The following is a 22,909-nucleotide window of genomic DNA, read 5'->3' on the forward strand; positions in this document are numbered from 1 at the left end:
TCTTTTTCTGAAGAAAAAGAAGCAAAAAGACTTCTGTTTGTTTGGTTCTGAATGTGCTGGTTTGCACGGAGCCAAACAGACAAAAGTTCTTTGGTTCTTTCTTCCAAGAAAGAACACTTTTCTCATCCATCTCCGATGCCAGGCTGCAGACCGAACACGCGTAACGCGAGAGATCGTGCCTGAAACGTTCATTCCATCTTGCCGGACGGGTGCGACCGTGACTTCCTGGTGGGAGCAGCGGCGAAACGCCCGGTCCGCTGCGGGCTGATCGGGTCCGGGCTGGGACGAAGTCATGGATCGCGTCGTGTCCGAAACAGAAACGGTGATCGACTCTGCTGCCGGCGACATTCCGCGTGATTTCCAAAGTCTGCGCACGCTGATCGCCGCGCGACGCCCGAAGCTGCCGAAGCGTCTGGTGCAGGCGGCGGACTTCATCGTCGAGAATCCGCAGGCGATCGCGTTCGGGCGCGTGGCCGAACTCGCCACCCAGGCCGGCGTGCAGCCTTCCACCCTGGTGCGCTTCTCGCAGGCGCTGGGCTATTCCGGCTTTTCCGACCTCCAGGCCGTGTTCCGCGCCCATGCACGGCAGCGCTGGCCGGATTATCGCGAGCGTCTGGAGGCGCTGGGTGATGCCGACACGGAGGCGCCGGACGGCTCTCCCGCGCGCTTGCAGGCCTTCATCCATGCGGGCCAGGTCTCGCTCGACCATCTCGGCCAGACCGTCGATCCCACCGTCCTGGATGCCGTGCTGGACCGTCTGGCCCATGCGCGCTCGGTCAGCATCGTCGGCATGCGCCGCGTCTACCCGGTGGCGCTTTATCTCTGCTACGGCCTGCGGAAACTCGGTTTACGCTGCGATATGGTGGATAATGCCGGCGGTCTCGGCCACCGGCAGGTGGAGCTTCTGGGCGCGGGCGACGTGGTACTGGCGATCAGCTTCACCCCCTATGCCGGCGAGACGCTCGAACTCTGCGAGGCTGCCGTGCGTGGCGGAGCCGAGGTTCTGGCGCTGACCGACAGCGCCTTCTCGCCTTTGGCGCAGTTGGCGTCGCTCTGGCTCGAAGTGGTGGAAACCGACCATGGCGGGTTCCGCTCCCTGACCGCCAGCATGACCCTGGCGATTACCATCATGGTGGCCCTCGCGGAACGCCGTCGCCTGCCGAGCCCGGCCTGAGCACGCGACCAATCGCAGACCACATGGAAAGTGAGTTCCATCTTCTCTGGTAGAATGGAATGTTTTAGACTTCACCCAAACGAAATCAGGGGGTGAAGCGAATGGTCGATCCGCAAACAGGGGCGCGTTCGGGTCCGGGCGTTGGACTGATCGGCAGCGGCTTCATGGGGCGGGCGCATGCCTTCGCCTTCGGCGCCGTGGCACAGGCGTTCGGCCTGGAACGGCGACCGGTGCTGGAGATGCTGGCGGACGGCACGGAGGATTCGGCGGAACGTGCGGCCCTCGCCCTGGGCTTCCGGCGGGCCACCGCCGATTGGGAGACGCTCGTAGCCGATCCGGCGGTGGATGTGGTGTCGATCACCACGCCGAACCGCCTGCACGCGCCGATGGCGCTGGCCGCGATCCGGCATGGCAAGCATGTCTGGTGCGAAAAGCCCCTCTCGGCCACGCTGGAGGAGGCGATCGCCATGACTCGCGCCGCAGAAGCGGCCGGCGTGTCCACCATGGTCGGCTTCAACTATCTGAAGAACCCGATGGTCGAGGTCGCGCGCGAGATCGTCCGCTCCGGCGAGATCGGCGAGATCACTGGCTATCGCGGAATCCATGCCGAGGATTTCATGGCCGATCCGGAGGCGCCGTTCTCCTGGCGCTGCCGCCCGGAGGAGGCCGGCGGCGCCCTGGCGGATATCGGCAGCCATGCCGTCGCCATGGCGCGCTTTCTTCTCGGCGAGGTGGATCGCGTCTTCGCCAGCCTGGATACGATCCATACCGCGCGTCCTCTACCGGGCGGCGGCTCCGCACCCGTGCATGTGGACGATCAGGCCTCGATGCTGCTTCGCTTCCGCGACCGGCCCTTCACCGCCATCGTCTCGAATTCCTGGCTCGCCAGCGGGCGCGACATGCAGCTCGCCTTCGAGATCAGCGGCACCAAGGGTGCGCTGGTGTTCACGCAGGAGCGCTTCAACGAGCTGCGCTATTACCGTGTCGGCGGCGACGGCGCGCGCAAAGGGTTTACCACCATCAATGCCGGGCCGGCGCATGGCGAGTACGGCGCGTTCTGCCCTGCCGGCGGCCATCAGATCGGCTTCAACGATCTGAAGACGATCGAGGCGAAGAAGCTGCTCGACGCGATGGCGGCGGGACGGGACGCCGAGACCGGGTTCCGCGATGCGTTGTCCGTGCTGCGGGTCACGGAAGCGGCGCGTTTGTCGTCGGCGGAAGAGCGTTGGGTGCGTATGGACGAGATTGCGGATGCTTGAGACGGGGATGGTCTTCTTTTTCTGAAGAAAAAGAAGCAAAAAGACTTCTGTCTGTTTGGTACAAACCCAAACGAACAGAAGTTCTTTGGTTCTTTCTTTCAAGAAAGAACGACTTTCTGCAGTCCGAAACGAAAAAAGGCCCCGGAGCAATCGCCCCGGAGCCTCTCCATCGGTCGGCGACCCCGGGTTCAGCGAATGGCCTGGCTGGTCAGGTCGATCACCTTTGCCGCATCGGCCTTGGTGATCAGGTTCGGGCCGGTGGCGACGTCGCCGCTCGGGATCAAGCCGTACTTCGCATGCTGGGCGAGGAACAGCACCGGCAGGTAGCCTTGCAGGTAGGGCTGCTGATCCACCACGAACAGCGCCGAGCCATTGGCGACATTGCGCAGCATGCCGGGCGAGAGATCGAAGGACGCCACTTTCACCTTGCCGGTGCGGCCGAGATCGGAAACGGCCTGCACCGCCGGTTCGCCGGCGAGCGAGGCGTTCAGGGTGATGATCGAGTCGATCGACGGATCGGAGCGCAGGGCGGCTTCGATCTTGGACTTGGTGACGCTCGGATCGGTGTCGGTGGGCAGAACGCGCGAGGAGCCGCCGAAGCCTTCCGCGAAACCCGCGCAGCGCTGATCGAGCGACACGTTGCCGACCTCATGGTTCACGCAGAGCGCCTTCTTGCCGCCGGCAGCCGCCATCGCCTTGCCGGCGGCGATGCCGGCTGCGGTCTCGTCCTGACCGACATTGAGCACGGCGCCGACCTTGTGGCCGCTGGCGGGCGAGCCGTTGGTGGTGATCACGGTGATGCCCTGGGCGATCGCGTTGTGGATCGGGCCTGACAGAGCTTCCGCGTCCGGCACGGTGGTCACCAGACCGTCGGGATGCTGGTTGGCGGCCGCGGTGATCAGGTTGGCCATCTGCGTCATGTCGAACGTGTCGGGCTGACGGATCTCGAGATGAACGCCCATCTGCTTGGCCGCATCCTGCGCGCCATGCTTGATCACGTTGTGGAACGGATCGGACGGCTGGCCGTGATCCACCAGGATGATGGTGATCGGCTTGTCGGCCGCCGCCGATGCGGAACCGGCCGCGGCGAAGGGCAACATGGCCGCGAAAGCGGTCGCGAGCAGACCGGAACGAATGGACGCCATCGAAGAACTCCCTTTGTTTTGTCTTTGTTGTTTACAGCTCGCGATCAGAGATCGACGCGCTGCGCCTGTCCGGTTTGTGCGGACTTGGTTGCGGCATCGGCCAGGATCTGCGCGCGCAGACCGTCTTCCCCGCTCGGGTTCGGCGTCGTGCCTTTCTCGATGCAATCGAAGAACGCATCCAGCTCGCGATGATAGGCCGGCGTATAGCGTTCCAGAAAGAAATCCATCACCGGCGCGCTGCGGAAACCGCCGCCATCGGCGTGCTCCACGGCAGAGCTGTGCAGGTTCTGCGCGCGCAGCATGCCCTTGGCGCCATGCACTTCGATGCGCTGGTCGTAGCCGTAGGTGGCGCGGCGCGAGTTGGAGATCTGGCAGATCCGGCCTGACGCCGTTTTCAGCAGCACCGCCGCCGTGTCGACGTCCCCTGCGGCGCCGATCGCCGGATCGACCAGGGCCGAGCCGACCGCGTGTACTTCCACCGGTTCCTCGCCGAGCAGGAAGCGCGCCATGTCGAAATCGTGGATCATCATGTCGCGGAAGAGGCCGCCGGAACGCTCGATATAGGAGACCGGCGGCGGCGAGGGATCGCGTGACAGGATGGTGACGAGTTCGACCTCGCCGATCTCGCCGTCGCGCAGGCGCTGCTGCACCTCGGCGAAATGCGGATCGAAGCGGCGGTTGAAGCCGATCATCACCGTGGCGCCGCTGGCTTCGACCTTGCGCAGACAGGCACGGATGCGTTCCGCGCTGAGGTCGACCGGCTTTTCACAGAACACGGCCTTGCCGGCGGCGGCGGCGCGCTCGATCAGCTCTGCATGGGTGTCTGTTGGCGAGCAGATCATCACCGCCTGGATCGAGCGGTCGTCGAGGATCTCGTCCACGTCGCGCACGGGAACGTCCAGTTCGCGGCCGAGCGAGTCCGCGGCGGCCGGGATCGCGTCGGCGATGGCGGCGAAGCGCGCTCTGCGGCTCGCTGCGATGTTGCGTCCGTGCAGCGCGCCGATCCGGCCTGCGCCGAGCAAAGCGACAGAGATCATGGAATCCGTCCTTGAGGAAAGAATACACAAATCATTGCGTATCCGGAAGAGTGAAGGCGGCCCGGAATCGCGCCAGGGCCAGGATCTCGTCACCTGAAGCGAAGGCTTCCAGACCGATCGGTCCGGTGTAGCCGAGCCGCTGCAACGCGCGGGCGAGATGCGGGTAGTTGATCTCGCCGGTGCCGGGTTCGCAGCGTCCGGGGACGTCGGCGACCTGGATCTCGCCGATGAACGGCAACGCCTCCTGCAGCAAGCTCGTCAAATTCCCCTCGCCGATCTGCGCATGATACAGATCAAGCATCAGACCCAGATTCGGGTGATCTACGGCGCGCACCAGCGCCAGGCAATCGGCGGCGCGGCCGAACGGAACGCCGGGATGATCGACAACGGCGTTCAGGTTTTCCAGCACGAACGTCACATCGTGTTCCGCGCCCAGATCTGCCAAACGGCGGAGCGTGTCGCGTGCGGTGGTCCACATCGCGCCGGTCGGCTCGGAACAGGGCTGGAGCGGCAATCCGTCGGGACCGAGCGCGGTGCCGTGCAGATTGAGCCGTGGCGCGCCGAGATGCTGCGCCGCCGCGATCGATCGTTTCGCCGACTGCAGGAGTTCGGCAGCACCGTCTGCGTCGCCCAGACGGCCGGACACGGAACCGGTGATGGAGGAGAAAACCGCGCCGGTCTCGCGCAGCGCGTCGAGATCGTGCCGTGTCCAGTCCCATAGCTCGACCATGAAGCCGAGCGCATGGAGCTTGCGGACGCGATCCACCATCGGCAGATCGCGGTAGAGCATTTCCGCGCAAGCCGCGAGCGGGAACGAGGCCGGGGCGGCTGCGCGGGCTTGCATCACACGGTGCCGCCGAGTTCGGAGGACAGGTCCTGCAACTCCTTGCCGCCGGCCATGAGCGTTTGCAGCGCATCCATGGCGATCTCGTCCTTGCGATAGGTGCCGAGTGTGCGTCCACGATTGAGAACCGTGAAGCTGTCGCCGACCGCGTAGGCGTGGCGGACATTGTGGGTGATGAAGATCACGCCCAGGCCACGGCTCTTCACGAGATTGATGTATTTCAGAACCATCGAGGTCTGCGCGACGCCGAGGGCCGAGGTGGGCTCGTCGAGGATCAGCACTTTGGCGCCGAAATACACCGCGCGGGCGATGGCGACGCATTGCCGCTCGCCGCCCGACAGCGTGCCGACCGCCTGATCCGGGTCTCGCACGTCGATGCCGATACGGCGCATCTCGGCATGGGTGACGTCGCGGCATTGCTTGAAATCGACGCGCTGGAACGGCCAGACGCCGCGTGTCGGCTCGCGTCCCATGAAGAAATTGCGTGTCACCGACATCAGCGGGATCATCGCCAGATCCTGGAACACGGTGGCGATGCCGGCGTTCAGCGCATCGCGCGGACCGGAGAACGCGGCGGGTTTTCCCTCCACCATGAAGCTGCCGCTGGTCGGGCGATGCACGCCGCTCAGCGTCTTGATCAGGGTGGATTTGCCGGCGCCGTTGTCGCCCAGCAGGCAGAGAACCTCGCCGGCCCGCACGGTCAGGGAGACGCCGGCCAGCGCGATCACATGGCCGAACTCCTTGCGTACGTCGCGGATTTCGATCAGCGGCGTGTCGGTGCGCGGCATCGTGGCCGGATGGGCGGTGTGCGCGGGGAACGAGTCGAGAGCGGCGGACATCAGCGTTCTCCCGTCACGCGGCGACGCAGGCCGTTGTTGAAGATCACCGCCACCAGAAGCATCGCGCCCAGGAACACCTGGAACCAGTCGCTGTCGAAGGAGGTGTAGGTGAGACCGATGGACACGATGCCGAAGATGATGGAGCCGAAGAAGGCGCCGATCGCCGAACCGTAGCCGCCGGTCAGCAGGCATCCGCCGATCACCGCCGCGATCACCGCCTGGAATTCCTTCTGCAGGCCGCGCATGGCGTCGGTGGAGCCGGCATCGAACACGGTCAGCACCGCCACCAGGGCCGCCGAGCAGGCGGTGACCATGAACAGTCCGGTCTTCACCAGATCCACCGGCACGCCGGAATTGCGCGCCGCATTGGCGTCGCCGCCGCTGGCGAAGATCCAGTTGCCGAGCTTGGTGCGCAGCAGAACCCAGGTGGCCAGCGCGGTGATCAGCACGAACCACACCACGGCGATCGGCACGCCCGCCGCGGCCGGGCTGCCGTCCGGCAGGCTCTCGATGATGTGGTGGGCCGCCAGGAAGCGGAACACGCCGCCGAAGGCGTTGCCGGAGAAGAACGGCGCCAGGCTGCTCGCCTCCACCAGAGGATGGAAGCCGCGCATCTGCGTGCTGCCGCCGGTGGCGAGCTTCAGCCCAACCAGGGAAAGGCCGCGCAGAATGAACAGGAAGGCGAGCGTGACGATGAAGGAAGGCAGTCGCGTGCGGATCACGAGCTGTCCGTTCACCGCGCCGACCAGTGCGGCGACCACCATCGTGCCCAGCACGGCCACCAGCAGCGGCAGATGAAGCTGCACCATCAGCACGCCGAGGATCAGCCCGGCGAAGGCGACCATGGAGCCGATCGACAGATCGAACTCGCCGCCGATCATCAGGAGTGCCGCCGCCACCCCCATGATGCCGAGTTGCGCCGACGGGTTCAGCACCGTCATCAGCCCGTTCAGCGTGAACATGGCGCTGTTGGCGGTCATGCCGAAAAACACCAGCACTAGCACCAGGCCGCCGATGGCGCCGAGTTCGGGACGTCGCAGCAGCGAAGCGAACGGGGAGGAGCGACGCAGGCGCTCGTCGGGCGCCTTGGCCGGCGGAGGCGCGATGGTGGCGGCGCCGTTCTGTTGGGCGGCGCTCATGACGGCGCGTCCGTGGAACATGAAGCCTGGTCCGTTTGGCGGATCATCAACGTCCTCCTGCAAGCAGGCCGTTTTGCTTTCGGCGCTTTGTTGGAACGCTTATTCCGACCGTCCGGATTTTCTGTCAAGCAAGTTCTAAATATCCTTCTGTTGCACCCGCTTATTGTGCAACGCAGAAAAATATATGGATCGTCAATTCCATGTTGACCGCAATCATGGAACGTCGCATCTGGATTGCGACGGAGGGCTGAACACCATGAGCCAGATGCTGGACGTGATCACCATCGGTCGCTCGTCGGTGGACCTGTACGGTCAACAGGTCGGCGCGCGGCTGGAAGACATGGGGTCGTTCTCCAAGGCGGTGGGCGGCTGTCCAGCCAATATCGCCATCGGCACGGCCCGTCTGGGACTGCGCTCGGGCATCGTCACCCGCGTCGGCGACGAGCATTTCGGCCGTTTCATTCGCGAGCGCATGGCCTGCGAGGGAGTCGCCACCGATGGCATCCGCACCGACCCCGCGCGCCTGACCGCGCTGGCGATCCTGGGCGTGCGCGACAGCGACACGTTTCCGCTGATCTTCTATCGCAGCGATTGCGCCGATGGCGCGCTGGACGAGAGCGACATCGACGAGCGGTTCATCGCCTCGGCGCGTTCGATCGTCGTCACCGGCACGCATTTCTCCCGCCCGCACAGCGCCGCCGCCCAGCGCAAGGCGATGCGGATCGCGCGTGCCAACGGCGGTCGCGTCGTGTTCGACGTCGATTACCGGCCCAATCTCTGGGGCCTGTCCGGGCATGGCGACGGCGAGAACCGATACATCCGTTCCGAAACGGTGACGCAGCGCCTGGCCGAAATCCTGCCGGAATGCGACCTGATCGTCGGCACCGAGGAAGAGCTGCACATCGCCGGCGGTTCCGAGAACACGCTCGACGCGATCCGCGCGATCCGCGCTCTGGCCCCGGACGCCACCATCGTCTGCAAGCGCGGACCGATGGGCTGCGTGGTGTTTCCCGGCGCGATCCCGGAGCGGCTGGAGGATGGCGTCAGCGGCCCCGGCTTCCCCGTCGAGGTCTACAACACGCTCGGCGCCGGCGACGCCTTCATGTCCGGCTTCCTGCGCGGCTGGCTGCGCGACGAGGCGCTGGAGACCTGCTGCGCCTATGCCAATGCGTGCGGCGCCTTCGCGGTGTCCCGCCTGCTCTGCTCGCCGGAAATTCCGAGCTTCGCCGAACTGCAGTTCTTTCTGCGCGATGGCAGCTCTCTGCGCGCGCTGCGCCATGACAGCACGCTGAACCATCTGCATTGGGCCACCGCCACCCGCGCACCCACGCCGGAGCGTATCCTGGCGCTGGCCTGCGACCACCGCATGCAGCTCGAAGCGGTCGCCAGGGCGGAAGGCGTGTCGTTCGACCGTATTCCGGCCTTCAAGCGGCTGGCCGTGCGCGCCGCTTCGCGTGTCGCGGCGGGACGGCCCGGCTTCGGCATGTTCCTGGACGGGCGCTATGGCCGCGAGGCGCTGTTCGACGCCTCCCATGCTGGACTCTGGACCGCGCGGCCGGTGGAACGCACCGGATCGCGCCCTCTGGAGTTCGAAAGCGGGCCGGACGGCACCGCCGCGGGCAGCCTCGGCGCGGCTCTGGTGGAATGGCCGACCGACCATGTCATCAAGTGTCTGTGCTTCTACCATCCGGACGACGACGCGGCGCTGCGGGCGCAGCAGGAGCGCGAGATGCTGCGCGCGCAGGATGCCTGCCGCCGCCTCAACCGCGACCTCCTGATCGAGATCATCGCTGGCAAGCACGGCCCGCTGGCGCCGGACACCGTGGCCCACATCCTGGAACGGCTCTACGCGATCGGGCTGAAGCCGGACTGGTGGAAGCTGGAACCGCAGCGCGACCGCGCCGCCTGGGAACGCACCGCCGCCGTGGTGGAGCGCAACGATCCGCTCTGCCGCGGCATCGTCATGCTGGGCCTGGAAGCACCGGCCGCCGAGCTGGTGGAGGCGTTCGGCGCCGCGGCGACGATCCCGCTGGTGAAGGGTTTCGCGATCGGACGCACCATCTTCATCGAGCCGGCACATGACTGGATGGCCGGGCGGATCGGCGACGACGAGGCGGTGGACCGCATGGCGAGCCGCTTCGCCGATCTGGTGGCGGCCTGGGAACGGGTGCGCCCGGCCGGACACGGCGAAAGCCGCGCGGCCTGAGCGCGGGTTGGAGATCGGCACGATGAACACCATCCGTCTCACCATGGCCCAGGCGCTGGTCCGCGCCATGGCCGCGCAACGCTGCGAGATCGACGGCGAGATCCTGCCGATCTTCGGCGGGGTCTGGGGCATTTTCGGTCATGGCAACGTGGCCGGGCTCGGCGAGGCGCTGCATGGTGTGCGCGAGCAACTGCCGACCTTTCGCGGCCATAACGAGCAGGGCATGGTCCATGCTGCCGTGGCCTACGCAAAGGCGATGCGCCGACGCCGCTTCATGGCCTGCACCTCGTCGATCGGGCCGGGCGCGCTCAACATGGTGACGGGTGCGGGCGTGGCGCATGTGAACCGTTTGCCGGTGCTGTTGTTGCCGGGCGACGTGTTCGCCAATCGCCTGCCCGATCCTGTGTTGCAGCAGGTGGAGGATTGGGGCGACGGCACCGCCAGCGCCTCCGACTGCTTCCGCCCGGTGTCGCGCTATTTCGACCGCATCACCCGGCCGGAACAGTTGGTTCCGGCGTTCCAGCGCGCGATGAGCGTGCTGACCGATCCGGCCGAATGCGGCCCGGTGACGCTGTCTTTGTGCCAGGACGTGCAGGCGGAAGCGTTCGATTATCCCGAAAGCTTTTTCGTCGAGCGCATCCATCGCCTGCGTCGTCAGGCCCCGGACGCGCACGAGCTGGAGCAGGCGGTGTCGGCGCTGCGTGCGGCGAAGCGGCCGCTGGTGATCGCGGGTGGCGGAGCGCTCTACTCCGGCGCGCACGAGGCGCTGTCGCGGTTCTGCGCCGAACGCGACGTGCCGGTCTGCGAGACGCAGGGCGGGAAGTCGGCGATCCCGGATTCCCACCCGTTGAACATGGGCGGCATCGGCGTCAGCGGCAGCAGCGCCTCCAACACGCTCGCCGCCGAGGCGGATCTGATCCTCGCCGTCGGCACCAAGTTGCAGGATTTCACCACCGGCTCCTGGGCGTTGTTCCGGAACCCCGAAATGCGGATCATCGGCCTGAACGCGCAGGCGTTCGATGCCGCCAAGCACCAATCCCTGCCCCTGGTCTCGGATGCTCTGGCCGGGCTCGGCGCGCTCGACGCGGCTCTGGGCGACTGGCGCGCGCCGGCGGCGTGGCGCGAGGATGCCGAACGCGCGCGTGCCGAATGGCGAGAGCAGGCCGAAACCTTTACCGCCCTGCCCGCGCCGGAGAGCAACGAGAAGCCGTCCGACGCGCAGGTGATCGGCGCGGTTCTGCGCCAGAGCCGGCCCGATGACGTGGTGGTGTGCGCGGCCGGCGGATTGCCCGCGGAACTGCACAAGCATTGGCGGACGGAAAAGGCCGGCGGCTACCATCTGGAATACGGCTTTTCCTGCATGGGCTACGAGATCGCCGGCGCTCTCGGCGTGAAGATGGCCGAGCCGGATCGCACCGTGATCGTGATGGTCGGCGATGGCTCCTACATGATGATGAACAGCGAACTGCAAAGCGCGGTGATGCTGGGCCTGCCGATCATCGTCGTCCTGCTCGACAATAACGGCTATGGCTGCATCAACCGCCTGCAACAGGCCTGTGGCGGCGCGCCGTTCAACAATCTCTGGCGCGACAGCCAGCATCAGGCCGAATATCCCAGCATCGATTTCGCAGCACATGCGCGTGCGATGGGCGCTCAGGCGGAGAAGGTGGCCGATCCGACGGCGCTGGAAGACGCGATCGCGCGGGCCCGCGCCTCGGGCCGCACCAGCCTGATCGTGATCGACACCGATCCGATGGCCACCACGACGGTCGGCGGCGCATGGTGGGATGTCGCTGTGCCGGAAGTCTCCGTGCGCCCCACGGTGCAGGACGCGCACGACAGCTACGTCACCAAGCGCAAGCATCAGCGCATTGGTCATTGAGACAACGCGGCGCTGCGAAGGAACGGTTCCATGATCCGCATCGGCATCAACCCGATCACCTGGTCCAACGACGACATGCCGGAGCTGGGCGGCGACACGCCGCTCGAGACCTGCCTCGCGGAAGCGAAACAGGCCGGCTATGACGGGCTGGAGAAGGGCAACAAGTTCCCCAGCGATCCCGATGCGCTCCTGGCGGCGCTGAAGCCGTTCGATCTGGCGTTCGTGTCCGGCTGGTATTCCACGGCGCTGCTGGAGCGCGATGCGGAGGCCGAGTTCGAGGCGGCGCAGGCGCATATCCGCCTGCTGCGTGGCGCCGGCAGCCGCGTGATGATCGTGTGCGAATGTTCCAACACCATCCACGGCACTATCGACGCACCGCTCTCGACGCGACCGGTTCTGCCCGATGCCGACTGGACGCGGTTCGCAGAGCGGCTCACGCGGTTCGCGGAGTTGCTGGCCGGGCAAGACCTGACGCTGGTCTATCACCACCACATGGGCACGATCGTGCAGACCGAGGCCGAGATCGACCGGCTGATGCGCGAGACCGGGCCTGCCGTGCATCTGCTGCTCGATACCGGTCACGCCACCTGGGGAGGCTCGAACCCGGCGGTGCTGGCGAAACGCCATCGCGCCCGGATCGCGCATGTGCACGGCAAGGATATCCGTGCCGAGACGCGCGCCAAAGCCGATGCCGAGGACTGGAGCTTTCTTCGCAGCGTGCTGAACGGCGTCTACACCGTGCCGGGCGACGGCCATATCGATTTCGTTTCCGTGTTCCGCGAATTGCCCGGCTACCAGGGCTGGGTTGTGGTGGAAGCGGAACAGGATCCGGCGGTCGCCAACCCGCTCGAATACGCCACGCTGGGCCATCGCAACATGGTCCGTTTCCTGGCCGAGGCGGGGCTGCGATGAGCCGGCTTCTGGTCCGCCCGCGCAAGGGTGCCGCAGACGGCGTCGTGCATCGCATCACGCCCGCAAGCGCCGGCTGGCGCTTCGTCGGCTTCGAAGCGATCGATCTCGCTCCCGGTGCACGGTTCGAGCGCGAGGAAGGCGACCGCGAGCTGTGCCTGGTGCTCGTCACCGGCTCGGCGCGTGTCCGGGCGGGCGACGAGGATTACGGCCTGATCGGCGGCCGGACGTCGCCGTTCGAGGGCAGCCCGTATTCGGTCTATGTGCCGCCGGGTCTGTCGGTTTCAGTCGAGGCGGAGGGGCCGGTCGAGCTGGCGGTCTGCTCCTCGCCGGCCAAGGGCCGCTTTCCGGCGCGCCTGATCCCGCCGGACGCGGTGGGCGAGATCGTGCGCGGCACCGGCACCAATCTTCGTTACGTCCGCAACATCCTTCCCGATACGGCAGAGGCGGAAACGCTGCTGGTGGTCGAGGTGGTCACGCCGGGCGGTCACTGGTCGAGCTATCCGCCGCACAAGCACGATACCGACGACGCGCCCAACGAGACCTATCTCGAGGAAACCTATTATCACCGCCTCAGGCGCGGCTCCGGTTTCGCGTTGCAGCGTGTCTACACCAAGGACGGATCGCTGGACGAGACCATGGCGGTGGCCGATCGGGACGTGGTTCTGGTGCCGAAGGGATACCATCCTGTCGGCGCGCCGCACGGCTTCGACCTTTATTATCTGAACGTCATGGCCGGTCCCGTCCGGCAGTGGAAATTCACCATGGATCCCGATCAGGCGCATCTGCCCTACTGAACGCGATCCTGGTCCTGTTTTCGGAGTCTCCTTTCATGCTCGACCTCGTTCAGCATTCCATCGACGGCGTGCTCGTGTCCGGCACCGGCGCGCGCCGCGCCGACGTGTTCGATCCGGCTCTGGGTTCGGTGGCGCGTCAGGTGGTGCAGGGCACGGTTGCGGATGTGGATGCGGCGGTCCGGGCCGCACGGCGCGCGTTTCCGGCCTGGGCCGCGACACCGCCTTTGGTGCGGGCGCGCGTGATGTTCCGCTTTCGCGATCTGCTGGAAAAGCATGCGGAGCGCCTGGCCGCGATCGTCACCGCGGAACACGGCAAGGTTTTGAGCGATGCCATGGGCGAGGTGACGCGCGGCATGGAGGTTGTGGAATACGCCACCGCCGCGCCCGAGCTGCTGAAAGGCGATTTCACCGAACAGGCTGGCCGCAACATCGACGCCTACACCGTGCGTCAGCCGCTCGGCGTGGTGGCAGGAATCACGCCATTCAATTTCCCCGTGATGGTGCCTCTGTGGATGGCGCCGATGGCGCTTGTCGCCGGGAACTGTTTCATCCTGAAACCGTCCGAGCGCGATCCGTCCGCGTCGCTGGTTCTGGCCGAGCTTCTGGCTGAAGCCGGGCTGCCCAGGGGCGTGTTCCAGGTGGTGCAGGGCGACAAGCAGGTGGTGGACGCGATCCTGGAGCATCCGGGTATCGAGGCGGTCAGCTTCGTCGGCTCCACGCCGATCGCGCGCTATATCCACCAGACCGGAATCGCCTACGGCAAGCGCGTTCAGGCGCTGGGGGGCGCCAAGAACCATGCCGTGGTGATGCCGGATTGCGATCTGGACAAGACGGTGGATGCGCTGATGGGCGCCGCGTACGGCTCGGCCGGCGAGCGCTGCATGGCGATCTCGGTGGCGGTCGCAGTCGGCAACGCGGCCGACAGGCTGGTGGAGGCGCTGGCGCCGCGCGTGCGCACGCTGCAGATCGGCGTCGGTACCGACAAGAGCAGCGAGATGGGCCCGCTGGTGACCGGCGTGCATCGCGACAAGGTCAGCTCCTATATCGATGCGGGCGTGCGCGAAGGCGCGTCGCTGGTGGTCGATGGCCGCGGCCTGAAGCTGCAAGGCTACGAGAACGGGTTCTTCATCGGCGGCACCTTGTTCGACCACGTCACGCCGGAGATGAGCATCTATCGCGAGGAGATCTTCGGACCGGTGCTGAGCGTGGTGCGCGTGCCGGATTTCGATGCGGCCCTCACCCTGGTGAACGAGCACGAGTTCGGCAACGGCACGGCGATCTTCACCCGCGACGGCGACAGCGCGCGCGCCTTCGCGCATGGGGTGCAGGCCGGCATGGTCGGCATCAACGTGCCGATCCCGGTGCCGATGGCGTTCCATTCCTTCGGCGGCTGGAAGGCGTCGCTGTTCGGCGATCACCACATGCACGGACCGGAAGGAATCCGCTTCTACACCAAGCTCAAGGCGGTGACGGCGCGCTGGCCGACCGGCATCCGATCCGGTGCCGAATTCCAGATGCCGACGCTGGGCTGAGGAAGATCCGTCAGCCGGACGGTGCGATCGCGCGCCGTTCGGCCACGGACACGGCCAGGGTCGTCGCCAGGACGAAGGTGGCGGACAGGGAGCGGAACCCGGCATGGTCGGTTTCCGCGACCTCCAGCCAGGTTTCCGCGATCGGCGTGAGCGGGGAGAACGGGCTGTCGGTGATGCCGACGATGCGCACGCCGCGCCGGGCCGCCGCCGTGGCGATTTCCAGGGTCTCCGGCGCATAAGGCGTGAAGGTGATGCAGAGCATCACGTCGCCCGGTTCCAGCAACTCCACCTGACGCAGGCCGAGACCGCCCGCATCGTCCACCAGCTCGCAGCGCACGCCGAGACGCTGCAACGCGTAGAGCAGATACAGCGTCACCGGATAGACCCGTCGCATCGCGAGCAGATGGATCGAGCGTGCGCTGGACAGGATCGCGACCGCATCGTCCAGCGCGCGATGATCGATCCCTTGCTCGAGCTCCCGCATCGATTGCTGGGCCGCACGCACGAAGCCGTGCAGACGGCGCTGCGGCGACGCGGTTTCGGTCTCGCTGTCGCCGGATTCGCCGAGGGTTTCCAGACGCTCCCGGTAATCGGGCCAGCGCTGGCGGGCATGGTCCTGAAACACAGCCTGGAGTTCGGAGAACCCGGAATAGCCGAAACTCTGCGCGAACCGCACCAGCGTGGACGGCTGCACGCCGGCCTGGGCCGCGATGTCGGCGACGCGGCCGAACGCGATCTCCTGCGGATGTTCGATGGCGAAAGAAGCGACCTGGACAAGCCTTTTCGGCAGCGACGCGCGACGCTCGACGATCATGGAACGCAAGCCTGCGAAATCGTGCGGCGCGCTGCGAGGCGTATCGTCGTCCATGGAAAAGCCTATCGGAAACGTTTCCAGGCCTCAGCATAGAACCGGAACCGAATGGCGACCATAGCGGCCAGGCGAATCCGGGGCGATGTGTTCGGCAGGACGCGTTTGTTATTGCGACCGGAATGGTAACGAACGATTCCGATGGCGTGATATCCGGCGAGCCTGCTTGGCGTGCATGTCGAAAAGGGCCGTTTCCGGTTCCGCCGGAGAAGAACGGCGGAATACGAAGTCGTGGACTGCATGATTCCGCAGTGCAGCATGATCCGTATGCGGGTGAACGCCGCACATGTCGTTCAGCGCGTCCGTGGACGGGGGGCGTGCGCGAACACCGCGTCCAGCTCGGCCGGAGCGATGTCGGCCAGTGTCCCGGGCGACCAGCGCGGCGCGCGATCCTTGTCCACCACCACGGCGCGCACGCCCTCGGCGAAGTCGGCCCGTCGCAGCAGCGCTTCGCCGACGCGCTGCTCCAGTTCCTGGCACGCGTGGAAGCCGTCGAGTGCCGGTGCGAGGCGCAGCGCACGCAGGCTCGCCGCAACCGACATCGGACACGCCGCCTCGATCGCCGCGGCCGCCGATTGCGCCGCCGGTTCCGAGGCCGTTCGCAGAGCGTGCAGGATCGTCTGCGGATCGTCCCCGGCATAGCAGCGCGCGATCCAGCCGCCATCGATGGTGAAGCCGACAGGGTCCGCCGGGCTGGCATGGTCTGCGATCAGCCGCTGGATCGCGTCCGCATCCGCCGCCGTCTCCAGCGCTTCCGCCAGAGCGGGCAGACGATCCGAGCGCACATGCACGTCGGCCAGACCGCAGACGATCGCGTCATGCGCGGTGAGACCGGCCCCGGTGAGTCCGGCATGGGTGCCGAACTCGTTCGGTGCGCGCGACAACAGCCAGGTTCCGCCCACATCCGGCAGGAAGCCGATCAGCACCTCCGGCATCGCCAGCTTGGTGCGTTCGGTGACGATCCGGTGCGAGCCATGCGCGGACACGCCGACGCCGCCGCCCATGGTGATGCCGTCCATGAAGGCGACATAGGGCTTCGGAAACGACTCGATCCGCGCGTTCATGCGGTATTCCGCCGCCAGATAGGCGTCGGTGCGCTCCGGCGCACCGTCCAGGACGTTCTGCCGCATGGCGCGGACGTCGCCACCCGCGCAAAGGCCGCGCGGGCCGTTGCCTTCGATCAGGACGCAGGCGATCTCGGGATCGTCGCGCCAGCTTATCAGCGCCGCGTCGAGAAGCTCGATCATGTCGAGGCTGAGCGCGTTCAGCGCCTGCGGACGATCGAGCACGATGCGTCCGAGCCGGCCCTCGCGCCGCGTCTTGACCCTGGCTTCGCTCATCGGGCGGTTCCTTCTGTGTTGGCGGGCAGGTTATGCGAGCCGCGCAGGGCGTGGCCCATCGTCTCGATGGCGGCCAGTTTGGTCTCGAAGACCGACCAGTCGTCGGCGTCGGCGATGGCGGACCAGATCCGCTCCACCTCGTCGATCAGCAGCGTGCAGGGCGCGTCGCCGGCGAAATACGGGTGGTCGCGCGTGCCGGTGACGGGATGCGCCGCCAGCAGGAGGCGGAGCGTGTCGCAGGCCTCGCCCTCGTAGCCGGGCGGCACGGTGGCGAACCAGTCGAAGAAGAACCGTTCGAACCCGGCGCCGCTGTCGCGCAGCGCCTCCCAGATCTGACGCGTCAGGGCGCGGTCCGCCTCTTCGCCCGCGCTGCCGCGACCGAGCCGCCATAGCATCGCGCGCGACAGGGCGTCGTGGAACATCGCGCCGAACCGCATCAGCACCGCTTCCAGCACGTCCTGTTCGGCGAAAGGCAGCAGGCATTCGGCGAGGCGGGCGAGGTTCCAGAGCAGCGCATCCGGCTGGCGGCCGAAGGCGTAGAGGCCGGAGCTGTCGAAATAGGCGGCGGTGAAGCCCGGATCGTAGGTCGGCAGGAAACGCCAGGGGCCGTAATCGAAGCTTTCGCCGGTGATGTTGATGTTGTCGGTGTTCAGGACGCCGTGCACGAAGCCGGCCGCCATCCAGTGCGCGCCGGTGGCCGCGACACGGGCGCAGACGGCGTCGAGAAAGGCCGGAACCCGCTCCGCTTCCGTGTCCCGCGCCGCTTCGGGCAGATAATGCGCGATGGCGTGATCGATCAGGCGGCGGATCGCTTCGGTCTCGCCGAGATAGGCCAAGCGCTGGAAGGTGCCGATGCGGATATGCGAGTGGCTGAGCCGCACCAGAACGGAGGAACGCGTCGGCGACGGTTCGTCGTTGCGGGCGAGCCGTTCACCGGTCTCGATCAAGGAGAACGAGCGCGAGGTGTCGACCCCGAGCGCTTGCAACAGCGTGGTGGCCAGAACCTCGCGCACGCCGCCTTTCAGCGTCAGACGGCCGTCGCCGCTGCGCGACCAGGGTGTGGTGCCGCTGCCCTTGGTGCCGAGATCGAGCAGGCGCCCGTCACGGAGATCGTGCAGCTGCGCGAACAGGAAGCCGCGTCCGTCACCGAGATCGGGATTGTAGGAGCGGAACTGGTGGCCGTGATAGCGCAGCGCCAGGGGCTGCTCGAACGAGCCGGGGAGCGGCTCGAACCGGCCGAAATGGCGCACCCAGTCGTCATCGGACAAGTTGTCCAGCCCGACCTCGCGTGAAGCGGCCTGATGGCGATAGCGCAGGACATGCCGGGGAAACGCGGCCGGCTGCACCGGATCGAAGAACAGTTCGCCCAGCGCCGCATGGGTCGTGGAGGGGCGGAAACCGGGTGTGCTGGCCATGAACGCGAACCCCGCAGACAGGATCGCCGGAGCGGCGGCCCGCCCCCGCATATGGGGAACGGGGCCGCAGTTCAAACCGGCGCGGCGCGTTGCGGCAACCCGCCCGGATGGCGGCGGAGCAGCGTCAGCATGATCGCAATGCCGGGCAGGCAGGCCGCGACCCCGAACAGAAAGAAGCCGGTCCAGCCGAAGGACTGCGCCAGGATCCCGGTGGTGCCGCCGAGCGTGCGCCATGCCACAGGCGCCAGAGAGGACAAGAGCGCGAACTGGGTGGCGGTGTAGTTCAGCGAGCACAGGCGGGACAGGTAGGTCGAGAAGGTGGTTGCCGCCATCACCTCGGCGAAACCTTCCAGCGTCACCTTGGCCAAAAGCAATGCCGGCACCGGGCCGGAACGGGCCAGTGCCACATAGAGAAGGATGGAACCCATCTGCACGCAGGCGGTGAGGATCAGCGACCGTCCGAGGCCGAGTCTGGCGACCAGGAAACCGCTGGCGGCGGCGCCGGCCAGGGCGGCGACCAGAGCGGGCACGCCGTTGGCGGCGGCCACGGTGGTCGGAGCGAAGCCGAGCGCATGGTAGAACGGATAGGCCATGGTGTCGGCGAGCTGCGTGCCGAGATTGGCCACCAGCACGAACAGGATCACCAGCACCGAATCCGGACGGCCGAGCAGGTCGCGGAACGGGTCGATCACACGATGCCGCAGCGCCGCGCGCCAGCCGTCGCCGCTTTGTTCCGCGCCCGGTACCGCCGGTTCGCGGATCACTAGCGCCATGCACGGCCCGATGAGGCTGAGCGCCGCCATTGCCAGCAGCGAATGCGGCCAGCCGATCCTGGCTGCCAGCCAGATCGCGCCGGCGCCGGAACACAGCATGGCGATGCGATAGCCCCAGCTATACGCGCCCAGCGCCGCGGCCTGGAGCGGTCCGGGGAAGCTCTCGATGCGCCAGGCGTCGATCACGATGTCCTGGCTGGCGGACAGGAAGGCCAGCAGGCAGGCGGTGGCGAAGATGCCGGGCAACGCCACTCTGGGGTCGTATCGCGACAGCAGGACGATGGTGGCGGTGAGGCAGAGCTGGATCGGCAGCATCCAGCCGCGCCGGCGTCCGAGCTGTCGCAGCGGGCCCGGCGCCATGCGGTCCAGCAACGGCGCCCAGATAAATTTTACGATGTAAGGTAATCCGACCAGCGCGGCGCCGCCGATGGCGCGGAGCGAGACGTGGTTCTCGACCAGCCATTGCTGGAGGGTGAAAAACGTCAGGTAGAGCGGCAAGCCGGACGCGAAGCCGAGCGCTCCCATCGATCCCAGCATGCGGGCGGACGGGCGCTGCGTGGGCTCGGTGCTCATGCGGCGGGTCTAGCGGGAAAAGCGGACCCTGAAAACGATCGGGGGCGCCGGGGCCGGTTTCCCGACCCGAGCGCCCCCGACCCCACGCCAGAAACTGGCGCCGTCCGGAAGGACGATTACTGCGGCGCGGCTTCGCTGGAAGCGGCGGCCTTCTTGCCGTGGTGGGCGTGCTTGCTGTGGTGGTGCGAGGACTTCTTCGGAGCCATCGTGTCGGCCGGAGCAGCCGGAGCCTCGGTGGTGGTGGTCGGTGCGGCGGCGGCCGGAGCGGCCGGGGCAGCGGCGGCCGGAGCCATCGTGTTGGCCGGAGCGGTCGTGGTCTGGGCGAAGGCCGGAACGGCGGCGCCCATCAGGGCAACGGTCGAAACGGTGGCGAGGAACCGGGTGGTGAAGGTCATGGATGTCTCCGCGGGTAGGGACGGGGCCGTTACGTGCTGGCGGTGTCCGGAGACCGGAACCGCCGCGCCCTGAATCCATAACACGCCGTTTCAGGCGCGTCGCGGGGCAAGTTCGACAATCCGAATAAGTTTCTTACGAAAGCGCCCGAATTACAACGAAATCCTCAGCGACACCGGTAACAAATCATGTCGGATTTATGGCGGTCCGTGAGTTAACCGAGAAAAAGCGCAAAGAAAAAGGGCGTGGGACCGAAATCCCACGCCCCGGATCGGATCAGGCCGCGCTGTCGCCCTTGCGCTCGGCCTTCTTGCGCTCATGCGGGTCGAGGTAGCGCTTGCGGATACGCACCGCCGACGGGGTCACCTCCACCAACTCGTCGTCCTCGATATAGGCGATGGCCTGTTCCAGGCTCATCTTGCGCGGCGGGGTGAGCAGAAGCGCCTCGTCCTTGCCGGCGGCGCGGATGTTGGTGAGCTTCTTTTCCTTGATCGGGTTCACTTCCAGGTCGTTCTCGCGCGAATGCTCGCCGAGGATCATCCCGACATAGACCTTCTCGCCCGGGTCGACGAACAGCACGCCGCGATCCTGAAGCGAGAACAGCGAGTACTGCACCGCAGCGCCGTCCTCGGAGGAGATCAGCGAGCCCTTCACGCGTCCGGCGATGGAGCCGGCCCAGGGCTGATAGCCCGCGAACAGGCGGTTCATGATTCCGGTGCCGCGCGTGTCGGTGAGGAATTCGCTGTGGTAGCCGATCAGGCCGCGCGACGGGATCATGAACGTCAGGCGGACCTTGCCGCCGCCGGACGGACGCATGTCCTGCATCATGCCCTTGCGGAGCGACAGCTTCTCCACGACCACGCCCGAATAGGGCTCGTCCACGTCGACCAGCACTTCCTCGAACGGCTCTTCGCGCTCGCCCGTTTCCGGATTCTCGCGGGTCAGCACGCGGGGACGGCCGATGGTCAGCTCGAAGCTTTCGCGGCGCATGGTCTCGATCAGCACGCCGAGCTGCAATTCGCCGCGGCCGGCGACCTCGAACGCTTCCGATTCCGGGCTTTCGCTGACGCGGATGGCGACGTTGCCTTCCACTTCCTTGAACAGGCGGTCGCGGATCTGGCGCGACGTCACCTTCTTGCCTTCGCGGCCGCCCAGCGGGCCGTCGTTCAGGCGGAAGGTCATGGTCAGGGTCGGCGGATCGACCGGGATGGCGGGCAGCGCCTCGGCCACTTCCGGGGCGCAGATGGTTTCCGGAATGGTCGCCTCGGACAGGCCGGCCACCGCGACGATGTCGCCGGCTTCCACCTCGTCCACCGGCACCCGCTCCAGGCCGCGGAAGCTCAGCAGCTTGGTGAGGCGGCCGGTTTCCACCACGGAACCGTCGGCGCGGAGCACCTTCACCGGCATGTTGACGCGGGCGCGGCCCTGCTCGACGCGGCCGGTCAGCACGCGGCCCAGGAAGTTGTCGGCCTCGAGAATGGAGGCGACCATGGCGAACGGCGCTTCCTTGTCGAGGTTGGGCGCCGGCACGTGGCTCAGCACCAGATCGTAGAGCGGCGCCAGGTCCTTCTTCGGCCCGTCCAGCTCGGTATCGGCCCAGCCCTGACGGCCCGACGCGAACAGCATGGGGAAGTCGAGCTGCTCGTCATTGGCGCCCAGCGCCGCGAACAGGTCGAACATCTCGGTGTGGACCTCGTCCGGACGCGCGTCCTGACGGTCGACCTTGTTCACCACCACGATCGGCTTGATGCCGCGCGCGAGCGCCTTGGTCAGCACGAACTTGGTCTGCGGCAGCGCGCCTTCGGCGGCGTCCACCAGCACGATCGCGCCGTCCACCATGTTCAGGATGCGCTCGACCTCGCCACCGAAATCGGCGTGGCCCGGGGTGTCGATGATGTTCACCCGCGTGTCCTTCCAGACCACGGAGGTGCATTTGGCGAGAATGGTGATGCCGCGCTCGCGCTCGAGGTCGTTGCGGTCCATGGCCCGCTCGGCCACCTGCTGGTTCTCGCGGAACGAGCCGGACTGCTTCAGCAGCTGGTCCACCAGGGTGGTCTTGCCATGATCGACGTGCGCGATGATGGCGATGTTGCGAATATCCATGCGGAACTGGCTCTCGACGTCGCGTGTGAAGCGGGCAGAGCGAGCACCGGCGGCGCCCGTCCCCCGTTCGGGGGCGGACGACGACGACGCAGGCACACCCGCTTGGCCCCGGATCGGGGAAGATGCTGGGCGGCTAGATAGAGCGATGCCGTTCCGATTGCACGCCCTAAAATCCCGCAGGCCGGTTCTGGCAGGACTGCCTGTCCCGCCGGACACGTCGCCGGGCGGTATTCAGCCTTCGGTCTTGGCGATGATGATGCCCTTGCCGAGGATGATGTTTCCGTAGGGACGGTCCTCGCCGGTCTGGACGATGGCGAAGGCCTTGCGGGCGCGTTCGTAGAAGCTGAACCGCTCCACGGTTTCCGCTGCCCGGGCGCCGTGGCGTTCCAGCACGGCGGTGAGGTCGGCGACGGCCGGGGGAATGGCGTCGGGATCGCCGACCACCTGCATGGTCGCGGCCGGGTTGGGCACGAAGGTGTCGAGCGGGAACACCGACAGCACGGCGTCGAGCGCCTGTGCGGCGCTGATGCCGGGCAGGCGGTGCACGCGCGTGGCGATGGAGTCGGCCGGGAAGTTCCGGTCCACGATCACCACCTCGTCGCCATGGCCCATGGCGGCCAGGGAATGGAGCAGCTCGGGGGACAGCAGCGGGTCGATACCGATCAGCATGGGGATGAACTC

General features: G+C 66.9%; 19 protein-coding genes. 7 read left to right on the forward strand and 12 right to left on the reverse strand.

Annotation, left to right across the window (positions count from 1 at the left end; genetic code table 11):
* Positions 1 to 304: 304 nt before the first annotated feature.
* Positions 305 to 1,174 carry a MurR/RpiR family transcriptional regulator gene (locus ACZ5BM_RS09745; protein WP_498907705.1) on the forward strand — a complete coding sequence of 290 codons (870 nt, stop codon included), beginning with the start codon at positions 305 to 307 and terminating at the stop codon, positions 1,172 to 1,174.
* Between the two features lie 101 nt (positions 1,175 to 1,275).
* The gene (locus tag ACZ5BM_RS09750) at positions 1,276 to 2,433 is read left to right on the forward strand and encodes a Gfo/Idh/MocA family protein (RefSeq protein ID WP_498911568.1); all 1,158 of its coding nucleotides are present in this window, start codon (positions 1,276 to 1,278) and stop codon (positions 2,431 to 2,433) included.
* 188 nt (positions 2,434 to 2,621) lie between these two features.
* Here ACZ5BM_RS09750 and ACZ5BM_RS09755 read toward each other — a convergent pair whose 3' ends face one another.
* From ACZ5BM_RS09755 to ACZ5BM_RS09775, 5 genes are read right to left on the reverse strand one after another with little or no spacing between them, the layout of a single operon-like run.
* Positions 2,622 to 3,578, reverse strand: a complete 957-nt coding sequence (locus ACZ5BM_RS09755; RefSeq protein WP_498907706.1) for a type 1 periplasmic-binding domain-containing protein — start codon at positions 3,576 to 3,578, stop codon at positions 2,622 to 2,624.
* 44 nt (positions 3,579 to 3,622) lie between these two features.
* Entirely contained in the window at positions 3,623 to 4,615 is a 993-nt protein-coding gene (gene iolG / locus ACZ5BM_RS09760) for an inositol 2-dehydrogenase (protein ID WP_498907707.1), read from the reverse strand.
* A gap of 31 nt (positions 4,616 to 4,646) precedes the next feature.
* Positions 4,647 to 5,459 (reverse strand): TIM barrel protein, encoded by an 813-nt coding sequence (locus ACZ5BM_RS09765; protein WP_498907708.1) that lies wholly within the window; start codon positions 5,457 to 5,459, stop codon positions 4,647 to 4,649.
* Positions 5,459 to 6,298: a sugar ABC transporter ATP-binding protein gene (locus ACZ5BM_RS09770; RefSeq protein ID WP_498907709.1), complete on the reverse strand. Its 840-nt coding sequence runs from the start codon at positions 6,296 to 6,298 to the stop codon at positions 5,459 to 5,461. Before ACZ5BM_RS09770 ends, ACZ5BM_RS09765 begins: the two co-directional genes overlap by 1 nt.
* On the reverse strand, positions 6,298 to 7,437 hold the full coding sequence (locus ACZ5BM_RS09775) for an ABC transporter permease (RefSeq protein WP_498907710.1): 1,140 nt from the start codon (positions 7,435 to 7,437) through the stop codon (positions 6,298 to 6,300). The genes ACZ5BM_RS09770 and ACZ5BM_RS09775 overlap by 1 nt, the downstream gene beginning before the upstream one ends.
* A 256-nt stretch (positions 7,438 to 7,693) precedes the next feature.
* Here ACZ5BM_RS09775 and ACZ5BM_RS09780 point away from each other — a divergent pair, with 256 nt between their 5' ends.
* Genes ACZ5BM_RS09780 through ACZ5BM_RS09800 form a run of 5 tightly spaced genes read left to right on the forward strand, consistent with a single transcriptional unit; the run spans position 7,694 to position 14,763 of the window.
* Positions 7,694 to 9,643 (forward strand): 5-dehydro-2-deoxygluconokinase, encoded by a 1,950-nt coding sequence (locus ACZ5BM_RS09780; RefSeq protein WP_498907711.1) that lies wholly within the window; start codon positions 7,694 to 7,696, stop codon positions 9,641 to 9,643.
* Positions 9,644 to 9,665: 22 nt separating this feature from the next.
* Complete coding sequence (gene iolD, locus ACZ5BM_RS09785) at positions 9,666 to 11,525, forward strand: 3D-(3,5/4)-trihydroxycyclohexane-1,2-dione acylhydrolase (decyclizing) (protein ID WP_498907712.1); 1,860 nt, start codon at positions 9,666 to 9,668, stop codon at positions 11,523 to 11,525.
* Between the two features lie 30 nt (positions 11,526 to 11,555).
* Positions 11,556 to 12,437, forward strand: coding sequence for an IolE/MocC family protein (iolE, locus tag ACZ5BM_RS09790; protein WP_498907713.1), 882 nt, complete (start codon positions 11,556 to 11,558; stop codon positions 12,435 to 12,437).
* Positions 12,434 to 13,231 (forward strand): 5-deoxy-glucuronate isomerase, encoded by a 798-nt coding sequence (iolB, locus tag ACZ5BM_RS09795; RefSeq protein WP_498907714.1) that lies wholly within the window; start codon positions 12,434 to 12,436, stop codon positions 13,229 to 13,231. Before iolE ends, iolB begins: the two co-directional genes overlap by 4 nt.
* A 35-nt stretch (positions 13,232 to 13,266) precedes the next feature.
* Positions 13,267 to 14,763, forward strand: coding sequence for a CoA-acylating methylmalonate-semialdehyde dehydrogenase (locus ACZ5BM_RS09800; RefSeq protein WP_498907715.1), 1,497 nt, complete (start codon positions 13,267 to 13,269; stop codon positions 14,761 to 14,763).
* Positions 14,764 to 14,773: 10 nt separating this feature from the next.
* Here ACZ5BM_RS09800 and ACZ5BM_RS09805 read toward each other — a convergent pair whose 3' ends face one another.
* The 7 genes from ACZ5BM_RS09805 to ACZ5BM_RS09835 form a co-directional block, all read right to left on the reverse strand.
* Positions 14,774 to 15,631 carry a MurR/RpiR family transcriptional regulator gene (locus tag ACZ5BM_RS09805; RefSeq protein ID WP_498907716.1) on the reverse strand — a complete coding sequence of 286 codons (858 nt, stop codon included), beginning with the start codon at positions 15,629 to 15,631 and terminating at the stop codon, positions 14,774 to 14,776.
* Positions 15,632 to 15,924: 293 nt separating this feature from the next.
* Positions 15,925 to 16,971, reverse strand: coding sequence for an enoyl-CoA hydratase/isomerase family protein (locus tag ACZ5BM_RS09810; RefSeq protein ID WP_498907717.1), 1,047 nt, complete (start codon positions 16,969 to 16,971; stop codon positions 15,925 to 15,927).
* Positions 16,968 to 18,386 carry a protein adenylyltransferase SelO gene (locus ACZ5BM_RS09815; RefSeq protein WP_498907718.1) on the reverse strand — a complete coding sequence of 473 codons (1,419 nt, stop codon included), beginning with the start codon at positions 18,384 to 18,386 and terminating at the stop codon, positions 16,968 to 16,970. Before ACZ5BM_RS09815 ends, ACZ5BM_RS09810 begins: the two co-directional genes overlap by 4 nt.
* 71 nt (positions 18,387 to 18,457) lie before the next feature.
* Positions 18,458 to 19,732, reverse strand: a complete 1,275-nt coding sequence (locus ACZ5BM_RS09820) for an MFS transporter (protein WP_498907719.1) — start codon at positions 19,730 to 19,732, stop codon at positions 18,458 to 18,460.
* Between the two features lie 116 nt (positions 19,733 to 19,848).
* Complete coding sequence (locus ACZ5BM_RS09825; RefSeq protein WP_498907720.1) at positions 19,849 to 20,127, reverse strand: hypothetical protein; 279 nt, start codon at positions 20,125 to 20,127, stop codon at positions 19,849 to 19,851.
* 274 nt (positions 20,128 to 20,401) lie between these two features.
* The gene (typA, locus tag ACZ5BM_RS09830; RefSeq protein WP_498907721.1) at positions 20,402 to 22,228 is read right to left on the reverse strand and encodes a GTP-binding protein TypA/BipA; all 1,827 of its coding nucleotides are present in this window, start codon (positions 22,226 to 22,228) and stop codon (positions 20,402 to 20,404) included.
* A gap of 231 nt (positions 22,229 to 22,459) precedes the next feature.
* Complete coding sequence (locus tag ACZ5BM_RS09835) at positions 22,460 to 22,897, reverse strand: RbsD/FucU family protein (protein ID WP_498907722.1); 438 nt, start codon at positions 22,895 to 22,897, stop codon at positions 22,460 to 22,462.
* Positions 22,898 to 22,909 lie beyond the last annotated feature (12 nt).

The sequence above is a fragment of the Lichenicola sp. GTC18331 genome, from assembly GCF_055386855.1.

Coding starts and splice junctions, on each gene's coding strand:
- ACZ5BM_RS09750 (WP_498911568.1), top strand. CDS start 1,276: ATGGTCGATCCGCAAACAGGGGCGCGTTCGGGTCCGGGCGTTGGACTG.
- ACZ5BM_RS09755 (WP_498907706.1), bottom strand. CDS start 3,578: ATGGCGTCCATTCGTTCCGGTCTGCTCGCGACCGCTTTCGCGGCCATG.
- iolG (WP_498907707.1), bottom strand. CDS start 4,615: ATGATCTCTGTCGCTTTGCTCGGCGCAGGCCGGATCGGCGCGCTGCAC.
- ACZ5BM_RS09765 (WP_498907708.1), bottom strand. CDS start 5,459: ATGCAAGCCCGCGCAGCCGCCCCGGCCTCGTTCCCGCTCGCGGCTTGC.
- ACZ5BM_RS09770 (WP_498907709.1), bottom strand. CDS start 6,298: ATGTCCGCCGCTCTCGACTCGTTCCCCGCGCACACCGCCCATCCGGCC.
- ACZ5BM_RS09775 (WP_498907710.1), bottom strand. CDS start 7,437: ATGAGCGCCGCCCAACAGAACGGCGCCGCCACCATCGCGCCTCCGCCG.
- ACZ5BM_RS09780 (WP_498907711.1), top strand. CDS start 7,694: ATGAGCCAGATGCTGGACGTGATCACCATCGGTCGCTCGTCGGTGGAC.
- iolD (WP_498907712.1), top strand. CDS start 9,666: ATGAACACCATCCGTCTCACCATGGCCCAGGCGCTGGTCCGCGCCATG.
- iolE (WP_498907713.1), top strand. CDS start 11,556: ATGATCCGCATCGGCATCAACCCGATCACCTGGTCCAACGACGACATG.
- iolB (WP_498907714.1), top strand. CDS start 12,434: ATGAGCCGGCTTCTGGTCCGCCCGCGCAAGGGTGCCGCAGACGGCGTC.
- ACZ5BM_RS09800 (WP_498907715.1), top strand. CDS start 13,267: ATGCTCGACCTCGTTCAGCATTCCATCGACGGCGTGCTCGTGTCCGGC.
- ACZ5BM_RS09805 (WP_498907716.1), bottom strand. CDS start 15,631: ATGGACGACGATACGCCTCGCAGCGCGCCGCACGATTTCGCAGGCTTG.
- ACZ5BM_RS09810 (WP_498907717.1), bottom strand. CDS start 16,971: ATGAGCGAAGCCAGGGTCAAGACGCGGCGCGAGGGCCGGCTCGGACGC.
- ACZ5BM_RS09815 (WP_498907718.1), bottom strand. CDS start 18,386: ATGGCCAGCACACCCGGTTTCCGCCCCTCCACGACCCATGCGGCGCTG.
- ACZ5BM_RS09820 (WP_498907719.1), bottom strand. CDS start 19,732: ATGAGCACCGAGCCCACGCAGCGCCCGTCCGCCCGCATGCTGGGATCG.
- ACZ5BM_RS09825 (WP_498907720.1), bottom strand. CDS start 20,127: ATGACCTTCACCACCCGGTTCCTCGCCACCGTTTCGACCGTTGCCCTG.
- typA (WP_498907721.1), bottom strand. CDS start 22,228: ATGGATATTCGCAACATCGCCATCATCGCGCACGTCGATCATGGCAAG.
- ACZ5BM_RS09835 (WP_498907722.1), bottom strand. CDS start 22,897: ATGCTGATCGGTATCGACCCGCTGCTGTCCCCCGAGCTGCTCCATTCC.